A 14953-nucleotide genomic window follows, 5' to 3' on the forward strand; every position below is an offset into this window, starting at 1 on the left:
TTAAGCAATGAAATGCGAGATCAATGGATACATCCTTAGATTTGATTCGTGGTAACATTCGAGGCTGTCTGGAAGCAAGTCACCGCTTACTGTTGGACAAGCTTTTGCGACATGGCGACCAAGTTGGCTGGCGCCAGTTTTTGCGGGAGTCCAATAGAATCGGCACGTACGGTACAGCCTGCGGCCTCATTGCTTACTCATCAGTAGCACCGTATGACGTTGACACCATCGAATGCGTCGCAAAGTGTTTGGCTCAGATGCAACGCCCCGACGGCTCATGGCAGTCCCTTACTATCGCTGAGAATGTGGGACTTACAACTGCAACCTGCTATTCGCTTTTAGCATTACTCAAAGCAAGTGCATCGGGCAAATATACAAGTGAAATACAAGCTGGTGTGAAGTGGCTTGCGTCCCGAATAAATGATGATGGTTCTGTCGGGAATACTGAAACCGATCATGAGCCATTCACAATATGCGGTTCGCTAACGATTCGAGCTCTCTCAGCGGTTAACGATGAAGGTCAACGCGTGCACTTGGAGCGCGCCGCTGGTTGGCTGCTTAAGTCGCAAAATGAAGATGGAGGTTTTGGGCCAACGCTTGGCTCGAATAGCACATTACATCACACCTCCGAAGCCATTCTTGCGATCGGATGTATATCGGGTGATAAAACTTATGAGGCAAGCAAACAGGCTGGCGCATTCTTGCTTAAGAATCATCGTCTGGGGGAAAATCGTCATCAAGATATAGCGTACATTACGGCAGGTAACCGTCAAGCGATGCTACCACACACGTATCAGACCGATGGATTACTCCTTCAGGCTCACTTACGACTTAATGCACAAGGCATTGCTTCTCGGTGTCAAGATATTGCGTTGTGGATTATTCAGCTTCAGAAGGATGGATACTGGGAGCATGATCTCCATGTAAATCGTGCTCCTTCTTGGTCCGTGATGGAGTGCACGTTGGGTCTTTGCGGATATCTAGCAACGTTGGGCAATGAAGGGCAAGCGGCAACTGGACGTCTCCCGAGTGAAGCTAAAGTACCTAGGCGTCATGACATCTTGGTAGTTGCAACGGAATGGCGATCAAGGCACGGTGGACTATCAACCTTCAATCGAGAAATCTGCAAGACGTTCGTCAGAGCTGGACACACGGTAGCGTGCCTGGTACCCTACGCGGAGAGTTTGGAATATGAGGACGCTAAGGCGGCAAATGTGACACTTTGTACGCCCCCGGAAAAATCTCAATTATGGAATGCAGTTCTTTATCGGCGTCCGTCGTTGCCCGCAGGTTTTTCGCCTACGTTAGTCGTTGGGCACGGACGCATCACCGGACAGTTCGCCCGCGCTCAAGTTGAGGACAATTTTCCGCAGGCGCAGCGAGTACATTTCCTACATATGATACCGGACGAGATTGAGTGGTATAAAGAAAACGCCGATGCAGCTCAGATCGCCGAGGGCCGAGTCCGGGAGGAAAAATCACTGTGCATAAATGCGATTCCGGTCGGAGTCGGCCCTCGCATTACTCGCGAGTTTGCAACTCATCTCCACAGTTTAAAAATCGAAGTACAGCAATTCGATCCCGGCCTGAATCCAGCCTCTGGAAACGACGATGTTCCGTCAGGAATACGTTGCCTTGTTCTTGGGCGAGCAGAAGACCTGCATCTTAAAGGTCTCGATATCGCAGCAAGGGCAGTCTCTTTGCTGCCGCATCCGATGCCAAATCCATTCAGTTCAGCACCTATACTCTATATTCGGGGAGCTCAGCCCAGCAGGGGTGCAGAACTGCAAAGGAAGCTGCAAGAGTATGCAGCAAAGTCGATCGATGTTCGTGTATTAGAGTACTCCAGCAATGAAGGCGATATCGCTGACGATATCCAAAGTGCAAGTGTTGTCATGATGCCCTCCCGCGCTGAAGGCTTCGGTCTTGTAGCTATAGAAGCAATCGGGGCAGGTCGCCCCGTACTCGTCAGTGAACGGAGTGGCTTCGCTGAATTGTTAAGTACGGTCTGCCCTACCTACGTTCATCATTGTGTAGTTGCGACTTCCGGCAATTTGGACAATGACGGAATCGTATGGAGCAATGCCTTGGAACGCGTGCTTCGAGATCGGAAAGCATCATTCCAAATAGCAAGGGAACTCCGAGACAAACTTAGCACTGCCTTGTCGTGGGACATGTCCGCCGCTCAACTGCTCACCAAGACGAAACCACTGTGATTTGTCAATTCAGTGGTGGTGGTTGTCATTGGCCCTGGCAATTGACTTATTTGCCATGCATAGCGTCTCTCCCATTAAGAATTGTGCCATGAGGCAACAGGCCATTCTGTCTATACCGTTCCAGCTCACTATGGGTGACAACCCATTCGAGCGAGCTACCTCGCCCAGAATATTTCTTCTTGGCCTGTAACCGCCCAAGGCGACACCACTCCCTCACGGTATACTCCGACTTCTGAACAGCCTGAGCAACCTCTGCTGTGGAATAGTGACTTTTCACAACTTGTTGATTGACCAAAGCCTTGAGAAGGCTCTCGATCTTATCTAGTCTTTGTTCAAGCAATGCATCCATGTTGATTCTCAACCCTAACATTAGCATCGATCCACAGTTCGTATCGATCATGAAGGTCTTCACGTGAAGAGCATCAAGCGATGACATATCATGTCAAACAGCATGATTCTTTTCATGGGGAGAAAACTGTGAAATAGAAGATTTCGATACTGATATGTCTCGACGCAATTAACGCGAATGTCTTCTGCCATGTGACAGTACTGAGGTTAGGTAACCCAAGAACCCACTTCCGTTTCATCACGAAATAAATCAGTTTGCCAACCCTCTTGGCTAGACAATACAGGCTCAACACTGGCGCAATGGCCTGTCTTTTGCATCCAGCGATTATGCGCATTCCTCCATCGATTTAACAACTCTGCTTGCGTGGGGATTTCCTGAAAGCCCACAGCATCAGCAGTAGTACGGATCTTGTTGTATGCATAGATCGCCATTTCTTGATCGAGAAAGTAGGGGCCAGCTTGATCAATCCATCCTTCGATAATCCGGGCTGCTCGCAGCGGGGCAAAGGGCTGGTTGTGACAAAGTCGCAGATGTGTCTCCAGGTGCTCCCACGCTGCCGAGGTAAAGCCAACACAAAACTGTCGTGGCGATTGCGGTTGAAAGTGAATCTGGTAGCCCAGCCAATCCAAATGAGAGAGCACACGTAAATTCATCTTGGCTAGTTCTGGGCCGTTCTTCAGCCGCATGTTGGTACCAGACAACCGTTCTACTAAGAATGCATAGGCTTCATCCGCTTCCTGTTGATTCCTACAGAGGAAAAGAATGTCATCCGCATAGCGGATCAAAACAATATGAGGAAACCGTTCTGCCCAATGCTTGTCTAAATGATGATGTAGATACAAATTCAACAATAGGGGTGACAACGGTCCTCCCTGTGGCAATCCGTGCGTATTACCGTCTGTCCATAGGCACCGTCCGATCAAGTCAACAAGTTTCGGATTGGGTAGGTAGCACCTAACCACACCGAGCAATCGATCTCGGGGGACCGAAGGAAAGGCTTTTTGGATGTCTTCCGCCACCCAGATCGTTCTTTGCTCGTGTTGTGTAATGTTGAGAGCTTGACACAAGGCATCTTCACGGCTCAGACCTGGACGGAAACCATATGAGCACCGTAAGAACACGTTCTCCAGATGTGGTTGAATCTTCAGTTGAATAGCTTTCGCGGCCAGTCGGTTTTCGACGTTTGGTACCTCCAGTGTTCGAAACCCACGCCCTTGCCCTTTGCTGATTCGAACTCGCCTACCTGGGACTGGGGTATAGCGACCTTCACGAATAGTAACGGATAGTTCACGCAGTAGGTTACTGAGGTTGGGTTCCTGAATATCCTCGAAAGTGATGTTGTTGGGACCGGGGCTGTAGCCACCGAAAGTTGATAGCCTCCACCAGGCAACTCGAAGGGTTTGATAGTCTGCAATTCGGTTGTGGAGGTCTGCAACAAGCTGGGCACGGGTCTGTGAAGAGTGCATCAGAGCTCGTCTGACATCCTCATTGTATTTGGTGATGTATTCTTCAAAGCTACCCTGGCGTGACTTGTGTGAAGCACGAGATGTCTGACGACATCGGGCAAGCCTATGTCGAAGGGCAAACGAATAAGACATTGTTATCTCCAGAAGAAACAGGGGTCCAAAGACCCCTGTAATGACAATCCATAACTCGTGAAATAGCAAAGATTTGCGAAAGGCTCTCGGTGCGGAGCGCCGAACAATGCTATATAGAGATCTATAGTCCAGACCCTCGATAGCTAATCCCCTCGACACGGGAATTTATGGCCTCTATCTGTTGTCTGGTCTCTGGTCAAGCAGTTGCTCAGAGTTCAATGGTCCGGCTTCTGAAATCAGATTTCTCTGATGTAAAAGCGGGTGATCCATTTCACAAGCCTAACCTGCCTGTGATAGGTGGGTCGGGGATCAGGTGACCCTGACAAGACTTGTTCGCAAGTCTTTGATCCCTGTTAACTTGGGTGGGCCTCGGCAGCGTTGCTGTAGTACCATGAAAACATCCTTTTCATTAATCAACATCATGTGATGCTGATAGTGGATCAAACACGTGATAGCCCTGCTTATGGTGGTGAAGCTTTCGCTCTTGCGTCTGACGCTCCAGTTCAACAGGGATTTGGTCAAAAAGATCAATAACAACAATGGGGCTCTCTGCTCTGGTCTCCCTGGCTGCCTTTAGCCAGGGCCTCGGCACGGAATCCACACCACCGACAGCCTGGATGATGATGTCAGCATTTAGGCCATGGTGGGCGGCATAGGAAATGGTGACAATGTTGTCATTCTGGCTTGGCAGTACAGGGCTTGAGACTCCTTTGGCCAGAATACCCCATCCTGGCAGTCGACACTGCAGTTCCTGGGCATGAACTAGGTTCTCCACCAGGATAATTACCCTTTTGAAAGGCCGACTGAGGTATTGGATTACCTCGGGGTAAATGCCATAACGCTCTAGCTTCCAGATTTGGCCTTGAGCTATGGCAGAAGCCAAAGACGCAACCCGGTCATTCCTGACGCCTGAAGACCAGATTCGTCTGCCTTTCCTTTCCAAAGCATTAGTATGGTGTAATTTGTCCTGCCGTGGTGCCAGCGCGAAAGCCACCATTACTTGCCGTAGCCATCGAGCAGTCCGGTATCGCTTCGGACCGAAAATGGCCTCACGGTACATTTCTGGATATGGCCGTTGTTTGATATCAGACTGGAAGCCAATGAGACGGTCCAACGTACAGTGATCCATTAGACTGTGAAATAGCTCTTCCCCACGCTTATTGAGCAAATCATCGACATCCAGCACCACCAAGATCATGGGCATGGAAATCAGGCTTAGTGTCTTTTTCGTCGGTGGTCCGACGGTGATTCTGGCGCCGCTATCACTATTCACGTCACCACCACGACGTACGGGCTGTCCAAACTTCTTTATGAGATGTTCACTAACCTTTTTGCTTTGTCGCTTTGTCTTGGCTAATACAACGATCTCGGCGTGAGGAAACAATTGGCAGATCAGGTCGAGGCTATCCAGAGTCTCACTTTCCGATCTCACGCTGAGGCGAACCAGCCGGTTTCGTCTGAATACCTGAACGCTATGCTCTTGCAGAATGGATAGGCGTTGAACTTCAGCTCGATCAGCAATGTTGGTGGCAGCAATTCTACGATGATTAGCAAAGTCCAGGGTGATTCCTTCTTCAGCGAGGAGCCTTTTGATCCGTGGCAAGAAGCCCTCACATGTTTTTAAGTCATGGTCGGATATTCGCTCTGCAATGGTCACCTGCCTCTGTTCGGAACACCATTGACCGTTTTCATCAGAGGTAACGTATTTGATTGAGAAAGTGGTAGCACGAGTAACCAGGTCAATAACGAACGCACAGCCTGTGACCAAAATGTAATGGCTGTGCAAATAGCTGATCGAGCAGGAATGCCGGGCGGACGATGTCATGTACGTCTCCGATCGCTTGTCTCAAGGAGATTGGTGAGTTTGACAAAACTCCTGTTATCCCTCGTCGACATGACTACGGGGCGGTAAGGTTTTTCCCGGGCACCGGCAGCGGCGGCGCCGCCGCCCGTTAAGGCGTTAGAAATGGAGCCATTATTCATCGCGGCTTCCCAATAGATCACAAGACTTATCAATCTCATGCATTCCTCCGATCTTGTTGTCACAAAAGGACTTTGTTCTATCCCAAGAATTGGACAGATTCATTGCCAATATCGCTGGCTGACATTAGAAGTTGGCAGGTTTGAACCCTCACCGCCATCTCCATCCCGTCTCATTTCTGTTCCCCATTCCTATGTCGACACTGCCAACACAGAGGACGGCGTGTTTCACGAGACTGGTGGTAAGAAACCTCAAATGTCGGATAGCCTAAGCGTTGGTATTGGTTGAGACGCATCATGGACGTGTGTTCTGCCCATAAGGGTCCTTCATCGAAAAGATCAATCAAGAGAGCTGGTGTTGGCATCCCAGCATCCTTGATAAGGTTCTCCCACACGAATCCAAATGTCTCCACTCCCCCGCGAGCCCAGAGGTAAATGCTGGCAGGGGTTATACTCTTCAGGGAGTAAGGGGGGATCACGATGCTATGTGGGCCATACTTACCAACATCTGCATATGATCTGATGGGCCAGCCTGGTAGAAATGCTTTCTTCAATATCCTGGCGTGCTCATTCCTGTCAACAAGGATGGCGACGCGGCTGTCACTGCTTTGGTAAGTCAGAAGATGATGCGCCCATGGCAATCTTTCGATCGGATTGGCATCTCTTCCAATGGCAGTCATGGCAAGGTCGGCAATTCGCTGATTACGCGAGCGATTGTTCACTAATGGGTTGCGATGGCTGGAAGAGCCACTTAGGGCTTTGCGCACATGTGTAAGCTCGGCATGAACCATCATGATCTGGAGTGGAGGCAAGCGATTCTTCCAGCAAACAATCGATTCCGTTCTGGGACATCTGTTAATCGCAACCGGTGGCATATTGATTTCGCCATGTGGCGAAACCTCAGGTAATGCAGACATGTATCCTCCTAGCAGAAATGGAGATATTTGATTAAGGAATTAGGCTGACTGAAAAGCTACCTGATGCCCAGTTCGTCGACTTGCCTATCGACCATTTGATTCTTCCTGGCCGTCGGCACAGTCTGATCGCTGATAACTGCGCCGTTGCTAAGATGAGCAACGAAGCGTGCGATCGCTTCAGTTGATACAAATCGACGGCCGCCAATGAGCGCCGATTCCAATCGCACGCCTCGGATTCCATATCGAATCCACCTAGCGAGGGTACCCACATGCGGTTTGCCTGGTACAGTCTGGGCTGCCGCATTTAGCGTTAGCATTGATTCACGGCTGGTATCGATCATGAACGTCTCCTTGTATAAGTCATCAAGTAAAGACAAATCATGACAACTTCAGCGATTCATTTCATGGGGAGAAAACTGTGAAATAGAAATTATTGCACACTGACCCGACTGACTGGATCGCCAGGCAGCTGCACGAGAAATGGAGTTACATCGCATCGACGCCAACACGTCGATCAAAGCATGCAGACCGGTGTTACAGAAACAGCAAGCTGGACGGTTTGTGAGCATGCATATTCAAGGAATACTGAGAACACAGACTCGAGTCTAATCTGCAACAATTGACTCAGACTGAAGAAGGTACATTTGAAAAAGGAAACTCAATGATCGTAAACCACTGCTGCAACATGGCAAAGCTGTCATCTCGATGGGGATATATCCCAACTAATCTTCGATGTAGTGTCGTATACTTTCAGTTTAACAGGTTTAATACGCTTATTGATATCATGTATGCACTGATAAGTACTGCCTTGATCGAAGTCACCAATGATATCGTCCTTTATCGGATTATCAATTGATGCTACCCAGTTTAGTTTCTGAAACTTTTCAAGTAAAAGCGCTTCTTGCGAACGGAGTTTTGTAAAACGATAGAGCTCTCTGCCTGCGAAGGTTATGATGCCAGTGTCTGGATTGTAGAATGGCTTCATAAAGATGATGTCTTTCTTCGTCCACTTTCGACGTTCTAGATGGCTGGTGATATGCTTTTCCAGCTGATCAAGAGTGAACCTCAGATCAGGGATTGCATCTGGTAAACTCCAATTACGTTGGATTATTTCCTCGAGCATTTCGTGAGTTCGCCCTTTCTCTTTTGTTAGCATCGATTGTGCTAACAAGACTTGAGGACGCATATCACATGGCCAGCTCTTCGCGCTTGGTGCCAAACTGACGAATGACGTAGGCCTTGGTCGCTGACGCTTTTGTTCATGCTGTGATTGGGATGTTGCTTTGTCATATAGGTCTAGAAAACTCGAAACGGTCCGTATTCGATTCTGATCAGACTTCGGCAACTTTCCTAAAGCGTTCACTAGACCTTCCAATGACAGCGATGTCGGTGGTGTAGCCTTGTAGCCTTCATTCACTTCCCAAGGCACTCTCCAGCCTTGCATTTGAATATCGATGGAACTTAAGGCTGCACCGAGTTGATACCAAGATCTGTGCTGAGCACCTCCAAGAAAGTCAATTCGGTCCAATCCAGCCACATACATGTCTTGCAATTCAACCATCCTTTGTAGTACTGGTGACAACTCCTCATAAAGGTTCTTATGGAACAAGTCGATCTGTCTTTTCGATATGGATTCAGCTGAAGTAACCGCAAGATTATGCTTGATGCAAATATTCTTCACATCATACCAACTCATTTTCAATTCGCGTCTCCAAGTCTCTATTTTTAATTCAGTCTTTGCACGAAATAATTTCCAACGTGAACTAACTATTGCCAACCTCCGTAGTTGATTCAATGCGTATTGATACTGCTCTTTCAAATTGGAATCGGGATAGTCCTTAAGCTGAATCGTCCAAAGTGGGGACTGTACTTGGATTCTTCCATACAAGAACAATGCATACTGAGGTGAGAATGAATTGCTGTTCGGCTTCTTTGAAGTTTCTGAAACACTCATGTGATAACCAATGTCGAGGTACCCGCTTGTGGAGTTTGCTAATCACGATAATCAAGTTTGCAACGCTACGTGAACCAGATCCAATTAGCTTGATCGCCTCAAATCTTCATCACTAAGTTCAGGCTCGCGATAGTTGGCGATGGATAAATTCGTGAGCTTATTTACGAATCGCTGTAATGCCTCCTGCGTCGTGAAACGTCGCCCGCCCACCAATAGTGTCTCCAGATACACACCACCACAACCAGACCTTATCCACCTGTACAGTGTGGACAGATGAGGTTTGCCTGGCAATGCGAGGGAGGCTTGCCGGATAGGGATGGGTGATTCTGTATTCAGTTTTATCATCTAAGACCCTCCTGTAACTTACAACGGCTTTCTGAGAAGGATGGTATGTCAGAGTTTGAGGCAATTCAATAGCGAACCTGCAAGTCTAGCATGCCACACTTCGCTGTAAGAAGAGATGAGAAGGATTGCTAGGGATTGCGTGACGTAAGACGCACAGCGTTATGATGCCGCCGAGGAAAAGAATCGAATCCATAGTTACAGTAATCCTAGGGTTTCTACATCGCTCTTTAGAAGTCCGCCAAGAAATGCTAAAAGCGAAATTCAACTAACCTGTAACACAAAACGGACGAGTTTTTTCTATGTCGTGGGAGACCCGCAGAGGCAGAGGCCAGTATTACACACGCAGCAGGCGTGTGAACGGCCGCGTTACACGTGAATATTGCGGCTCAGGCGTAAGGGCCCTCTTGATGGCGATGGAGGATGAAATGCGTCGGCAGGAACTCCTTGCACAAAAGCAGCGGATAGCGAGTTATCGCTTGTATTTTTCTCGGCTTGAAGAGCAGCACAAATTATTGGATAAATGCCTTGGGGAAATCACCTCTCGGTTTTTCCTTCGTGCTGGTTATCATCCACATGGACGTTCTTGGCGGCGGCTGCGCAAGAAACAGGAACATACTTCGATGCAAACAAAAGAACAAACGGCTCACGACAATGATGCAGATATCCTTGCAAGCGATGAATTAATCACCAGGGCCCGGAAAGGCGATATGACCTGCCTCAAGGAACTGGACAAGCGTTTCGATGATAATCCTGAGTTGTGGAAACACTACAGTGATTTGTTCAACATTGTGCTTGAACATTCCTTGGACAAAACTGCTGGCAGTAATTTGTTAACTAAGGAAGCACTAAAGCGAAAGGTTAAAGCATGGTTGCTGGAATGGGCCGGCGGCGGTAGCTCGTTAGAAATGGCATCGGCTGAACGCTTGGCTCTCATGAACATGGAGACCTACATTGCTGATCTTTTCGTAATTGAGGCCAGACATAAGCAGGGCAATAACTACGTGTTGCTGCAGCACTTGGAGAAACTTCATAGTATTGCGCAGCAACGTTTATCGAATGCGATGATCAAGCATACTCAGCTGTGTCAAATGGTGAGCAGACTTCGACTTGTGAACAGTGCTCAACAAAAATCCATTGCACAGAAGCCAAGTAAGAAAGTACGGTCCATCGCAAAGAAGGCGACAAAGCGGCTCGTGGACCAAATTAGAAATCCATACCCTCACCAGGCCCAAGAACAGCAGGACTTAGATCAACAACTAGCGATACTCAAGGACCGCCTCACAAGCTTGATTCCCAACAATTGAGACTACCGCTTTTTCTACTTATGACCAAACTAAGCTAATTCGTACAAGCGCCAATCGGGAGCACTATTGTCTGTTTCTAACCTTAACTACGAGATCTAGCTCTAGTAAGCGCTAAAAAAAACACACAACACGAGGCAGCCTCTACAGCTGCCTCCCAAAACCACCCCGTTCAAAAGAACGGGGTGGCGATGTGTGCTTCGCTAGTGTTTTTTCCTCCCTTCAGCCCGGAATGCCCCAGTGTGTACTGCAATAGCTAGCAGAATTCCAGATGTGACCCAAAAGACTGTAGCTGAGGTTGTGACCAAGCCTGCAATCGCTCCGAGTGCCAAGATGATATAAAGCGAGACGCCGTTGAGTTTTTGCCGTGCTGGCATTGTTTCCTCCTTGGATGTAAATGAGTGAAACGATCAATCGAGTTCGTGAATACGACTTCACAAACACGAACAGGTGTTGAGTGGAAGGAGTGATTAACGACTACAAACCAGTTTGAAATGCTGGATAACCCACGATTAACAAACCAAATTCAAATCGTCCGGCGGCGCCGCCGGAGAGAACTGGCATGTTCTCACGCTTCAGAAACTAAAGGCAAGGCAAGCCGATGTTGAACCCGATGGCCAATCTTGTTTGAAGAGAAACACCACTGGCATGTATCGCAGGTAATCCGTTGTGTCCTGACGATCCCATCTTGCTCTGGGCAGACGTGAGCTCCGTTGGAGTTCACAATTCGCTGTTTCCGCAGCCGATAATCCCTGAAGACCAGATGTACTGTAGCTGGTGGGATATCGTTAGCATCAACCTGGAGCCAGGCGAGCCGAATCCTAGGGGGTACATCTGCAGGCAGCCCTGTTTCTGCATCACAGGAAAACCAAGACGAACAGTTCTGTAGGCCTGCCATTTGCTCCAAGACTAAGCGTATCGACGGATCTCGCCATGATCGCGAATAGTAGAAAAATCGAACGCGAGGCGATCGTTGAATGATGCGGAGCCATTTATGGGCATACTCAGCCGATCCGAAGTCGCCCCCGCAATGAATACGGACAACTCGAATCCGATTAGCGCGAAGAAAGTGATAAACTCTCTTCGTGAAATCTTTCCGTTGTGTCAGAAGCAAGTTACGCTGATACGCCTTGTGCACTTTGGGTCTGAGCATCTCCAATCGTTTGGAGTAGCAATGGCGAGAACAAATAGCCGTCCGCCCAGGGCAAACTGCATCGGTTCCAGATGGCAGCGTAAAGCCCCAGATCAGCCGCTTTCCCAACTTCTTGTTCCCTTTTGTGAGCACTTCGGTCCTCCTATGCAAAAAGAAAACCCTGCATGATCGGCTGGATCAGGCAGGGGCTTGATGTGTCAAAACTCAGGTGAGTGAGTCGTTAGTTGGTTTCTCCTGGAGCGACAAGTTCGCAGCTCAGGAGGTTTAAGGTTTGATCAAGCACGACTGGTATACGACGTAACCATCGTGTAAATTGAGCTACCATCAGTCCAGCAGCAACCGAGGCTGAATAGATGGTGCTACGGTATGTACAAGAACCAGTATGAGCTTCCTGCTCCGGAAAGAGTGTGGCAAGATATAGACTTGGTTCCATCCGATCATCGATGGCCAGCACACGGATGATTTCTGCATACATGCGTCCATCAACGAAGAGTGCTACCTGACTATACAGCGAGTCCCAAAGCATCTTGCGAGTGCTTATGCTGTCGACGCAAGCAAACACTACCAGCTTAGTTTCTGCATCGTGCATTTGCGCCTCACTTCGTCGAAAGCGCTCTGACACGGTGGTGATCTCCATGCCAGGGAGAATCTGCTGACAGACCTTGGCGGTGGCATGGACTTTTGGCTGTCCAAGATCTGCCGGCCAATAACCTTGTACGGCTAGGTTCTCGACTGCCACGTAGTCATGGTCATAGAGCGTCATGCGACTGACTCCAATACTGGCAAGCTGGAGTGCGACCTGTCGGCCAATTGCTCCCACTCCAATGACCAACGCGTGAATACTGGACAGCTTGTCAGCAGGAATCAAACCACGCTGCCGGATATCTCGATCAGGGAACGGGGTGTTCATGGATGGTTTCTCCTAAAGAAGCCCAGAAGGATTCATCACCATACCAATCATCCAGCTCCTGCAGCTGGCTTGTGTCGGTGATGAGTTCTGGTCGTTTGAAAGATCTCGGTCGTAAGTAGTTCGGAAGCACTTGCGGCAAAACGTTCTGCTCGTACTCCTGGTGCCAAGCATCACGATGGTCTGCAAGAGAGTTCTCTGACAGCTCCTGGGGCCAGGATTCCCAGTCGACACGCCAGCGCAGGCGACAGCGAGCACCAGGCCCATTGTTAACCTGCAGCCGAGCATAGCTATGCCCTTCGCGGCTCAGGATGGCCATGACGGCCCAGTCGGTACTGCCAAAGACACGCCGAAACGTCTCTTCATCGGTACCACTAGGTAAGGCGGAAGCACCAGGGTGTGTATGAACCCAAAGTCTCGCGAATTGGGCCGGCTTCATTCCTTGATCCACACAGTGGTCGAAGTAATCGGCGACCGCCTTGTCGTCGAAGTTCACGCTGGCCATCGTGGTTTCTTGTTGCACTGTCACCATATCGGTGACGTAGAGCGGATGCTCTGGTGCAGAAATAGCAAAGGCCCCAACTTCGGTGGGGCCTACATGACACAGGTACTGGAGTTTAAGCCAGGCTAGCGGGGAAAAGATCAGGCTTCGTCGTTTAGGACGCTGCCGTCTCTGCAGCTTCATGAATAGTCTCCTCAGAGGGTTCAGGGATTTCCACATGACAATCGGGACAGAGGCCAGTCTCAACATGGAGATTGCTCGGGCCAACAGTATCTTGGCAACCAGGACAAATCTCCCGGCAGCTTCGGCAGATCTCTTGATCCGAAATGGACGATGTCTCAGAGCAGGTACCGCAGCAACGCTCGTTGCAGACTGAACATTCTCCCAGGCAGCTCAAGCAACGGCTGTCACTACAGCTGGAGCAACTCGAGATGCAGTTTTGACAGTAGTCGTGATCGCAGCCGGCACAATAGCTGCGGTCGTCTGGATTGGTTACATCGCCACAGTCATAGCAAGGTATGCCCAGCCATTCCTCCAAGCGTACATAAGCACTCTTGGCGTTGTAATTGGTTAGGACCGCATGGACGATTAGAAAGCCTTCCGCCAAGCGTCCCTCCTCGAAAGCCTTGTGTAAGGCACTGAGAGCATCTCCTGCACAGAGTTCACCTTCACGTACATGAGGATGGGAAATCTCATCGCTCATTTCAGCCGTGTTGGGCTCTTCAGCTACAACCTTCAAGCAAGCCAGGATTGGGTCCTGAGCCCATTGCTTCCAGTCCAGCCGTAAGCTGAAATGCCCCAACTCCACATCACCCAGGATAATAGGCTCGGTTTCAACAATGAGTTGCGATTCCTCCCAGCTGACTCGGACGTCAGCAAACTCTTGTTCAAGTTGCACCAAGTCCTGATAAAAGTCTCGCAGTGCAAAGGATCGACGAACAGTATGGTTAGATGACTCTTGGTCTTGCAACGTGATGCGAAGGCTTCTGGCGTGGAACTGAGTTTTCTCCTCAAGTGACGGCTCAATCAGTTGTAGTCCACGCGATCGAGCCAGACTTAAGAGATCTTCAGAATGACGCAGTCGTTTCAGGTACGTAGCAATTACTGTGCTGATGGGTACCACCGATTGAAGCTGGCGTTCTTGACCGAGTTGCCAGTACTTCTGTAACTGTAGGGCAACTCGCAACCTTTCGTGATGGGTCATGACTGAGCTCCGAGTGAAAGTGTGTAGAAACGAAAATGGCCTGCAAGTGATCTCTGCAGGCCAAGGTGTTGGAAGCTGAACGGTTAGGCAGCCAGACTGGCGCCGTGGATCTTCGTGGGGGAGATGGAGATTCGATCCTGCTCTTGCAGGACCTGGTCGGCACTGACTGGCAAGCGATTGACTCGAATGAGATAGTCCTGGGCCTTACGATTCGGCATACGTTCTTGAAAGAACTGCTGGACAGTCTGACCATCAGGGATCTCAATCGTATCCGCAAATCCGCCGCCGTCGTTGTTCACAAAATAGACCTTCATGAGATGCTCCAAGAGAGTGTTGGGAATTGCAAAACGTTGGATACAAAGCGCAGCCTTGACGGTGGCCCTCGAGTGAAGGACATGGCAAGCTCCTGAAATGCCAGGGAAATGGGATCGCGCGAATAACGCACAACGACACTTGAAAAAGGATTAGCCTGAGGGCTAATCCTTCAGGGAATGATGACTGAAAAAACGACTTGTTTAAGCTCGGGA

Annotated in this window: 12 protein-coding genes; 2 read left to right on the top strand and 10 right to left on the bottom strand. The window is 49.3% G+C overall.

The features are described from left to right. Positions 1–23: 23 nt before the first annotated feature. Positions 24–2216 (top strand): glycosyltransferase, encoded by a 2193-nt coding sequence (locus JNJ77_18625; GenBank protein ID MBL8824607.1) that lies wholly within the window; start codon positions 24–26, stop codon positions 2214–2216. A 46-nt stretch (positions 2217–2262) separates the two neighbouring features. On the opposite strand, the gene JNJ77_18630 is transcribed toward JNJ77_18625, so the two are convergent. The 6 genes from JNJ77_18630 to JNJ77_18655 form a co-directional block, all read right to left on the bottom strand. Continuing rightward, positions 2263–2565: a helix-turn-helix domain-containing protein gene (locus JNJ77_18630; GenBank protein ID MBL8824608.1), complete on the bottom strand. Its 303-nt coding sequence runs from the start codon at positions 2563–2565 to the stop codon at positions 2263–2265. Positions 2566–2771: 206 nt separating this feature from the next. Next, the gene (locus tag JNJ77_18635) at positions 2772–4031 is read right to left on the bottom strand and encodes a hypothetical protein (protein MBL8824609.1); all 1260 of its coding nucleotides are present in this window, start codon (positions 4029–4031) and stop codon (positions 2772–2774) included. Between the two features lie 541 nt (positions 4032–4572). Beyond that, complete coding sequence (locus JNJ77_18640; protein MBL8824610.1) at positions 4573–5820, bottom strand: hypothetical protein; 1248 nt, start codon at positions 5818–5820, stop codon at positions 4573–4575. Positions 5821–7116: 1296 nt separating this feature from the next. After that, entirely contained in the window at positions 7117–7401 is a 285-nt protein-coding gene (locus JNJ77_18645; protein ID MBL8824611.1) for a DUF1580 domain-containing protein, read from the bottom strand. Between the two features lie 356 nt (positions 7402–7757). Continuing rightward, positions 7758–9014 carry a hypothetical protein gene (locus JNJ77_18650; protein MBL8824612.1) on the bottom strand — a complete coding sequence of 419 codons (1257 nt, stop codon included), beginning with the start codon at positions 9012–9014 and terminating at the stop codon, positions 7758–7760. A gap of 84 nt (positions 9015–9098) precedes the next feature. Beyond that, positions 9099–9359: a DUF1580 domain-containing protein gene (locus JNJ77_18655; protein MBL8824613.1), complete on the bottom strand. Its 261-nt coding sequence runs from the start codon at positions 9357–9359 to the stop codon at positions 9099–9101. A gap of 425 nt (positions 9360–9784) precedes the next feature. Here JNJ77_18655 and JNJ77_18660 point away from each other — a divergent pair, with 425 nt between their 5' ends. Further along, positions 9785–10663 carry a hypothetical protein gene (locus JNJ77_18660; GenBank protein ID MBL8824614.1) on the top strand — a complete coding sequence of 293 codons (879 nt, stop codon included), beginning with the start codon at positions 9785–9787 and terminating at the stop codon, positions 10661–10663. A gap of 565 nt (positions 10664–11228) precedes the next feature. Here JNJ77_18660 and JNJ77_18665 read toward each other — a convergent pair. The 4 genes from JNJ77_18665 to JNJ77_18680 form a co-directional block, all read right to left on the bottom strand. Beyond that, the gene (locus tag JNJ77_18665; GenBank protein ID MBL8824615.1) at positions 11229–11945 is read right to left on the bottom strand and encodes a hypothetical protein; all 717 of its coding nucleotides are present in this window, start codon (positions 11943–11945) and stop codon (positions 11229–11231) included. Positions 11946–12033: 88 nt separating this feature from the next. Next, the gene (locus tag JNJ77_18670; protein ID MBL8824616.1) at positions 12034–12723 is read right to left on the bottom strand and encodes a ThiF family adenylyltransferase; all 690 of its coding nucleotides are present in this window, start codon (positions 12721–12723) and stop codon (positions 12034–12036) included. Continuing rightward, positions 12704–13405, bottom strand: coding sequence for a hypothetical protein (locus JNJ77_18675; protein MBL8824617.1), 702 nt, complete (start codon positions 13403–13405; stop codon positions 12704–12706). Before JNJ77_18675 ends, JNJ77_18670 begins: the two co-directional genes overlap by 20 nt. A 1104-nt stretch (positions 13406–14509) precedes the next feature. Beyond that, on the bottom strand, positions 14510–14740 hold the full coding sequence (locus JNJ77_18680; GenBank protein ID MBL8824618.1) for a molybdopterin converting factor: 231 nt from the start codon (positions 14738–14740) through the stop codon (positions 14510–14512). Between the last annotated feature and the right edge of the window lie 213 nt (positions 14741–14953).

It is taken from the genome of Planctomycetia bacterium (assembly GCA_016795155.1).
GTDB lineage: Bacteria > Planctomycetota > Planctomycetia > Gemmatales > HRBIN36 > JAEUIE01.

Excerpts from the sequence above, each read along its gene's own strand:
- JNJ77_18660 (MBL8824614.1), top strand. The coding sequence starts at position 9,785 with ATGCGTCGGCAGGAACTCCTTGCACAAAAGCAGCGGATAGCGAGTTAT.
- JNJ77_18670 (MBL8824616.1), bottom strand. The coding sequence starts at position 12,723 with ATGAACACCCCGTTCCCTGATCGAGATATCCGGCAGCGTGGTTTGATT.
- JNJ77_18635 (MBL8824609.1), bottom strand. The coding sequence starts at position 4,031 with ATGCACTCTTCACAGACCCGTGCCCAGCTTGTTGCAGACCTCCACAAC.
- JNJ77_18630 (MBL8824608.1), bottom strand. The coding sequence starts at position 2,565 with ATGGATGCATTGCTTGAACAAAGACTAGATAAGATCGAGAGCCTTCTC.
- JNJ77_18655 (MBL8824613.1), bottom strand. The coding sequence starts at position 9,359 with ATGATAAAACTGAATACAGAATCACCCATCCCTATCCGGCAAGCCTCC.
- JNJ77_18675 (MBL8824617.1), bottom strand. The coding sequence starts at position 13,405 with ATGAAGCTGCAGAGACGGCAGCGTCCTAAACGACGAAGCCTGATCTTT.
- JNJ77_18645 (MBL8824611.1), bottom strand. The coding sequence starts at position 7,401 with ATGATCGATACCAGCCGTGAATCAATGCTAACGCTAAATGCGGCAGCC.
- JNJ77_18650 (MBL8824612.1), bottom strand. The coding sequence starts at position 9,014 with ATGAGTGTTTCAGAAACTTCAAAGAAGCCGAACAGCAATTCATTCTCA.
- JNJ77_18625 (MBL8824607.1), top strand. The coding sequence starts at position 24 with ATGGATACATCCTTAGATTTGATTCGTGGTAACATTCGAGGCTGTCTG.
- JNJ77_18680 (MBL8824618.1), bottom strand. The coding sequence starts at position 14,740 with ATGAAGGTCTATTTTGTGAACAACGACGGCGGCGGATTTGCGGATACG.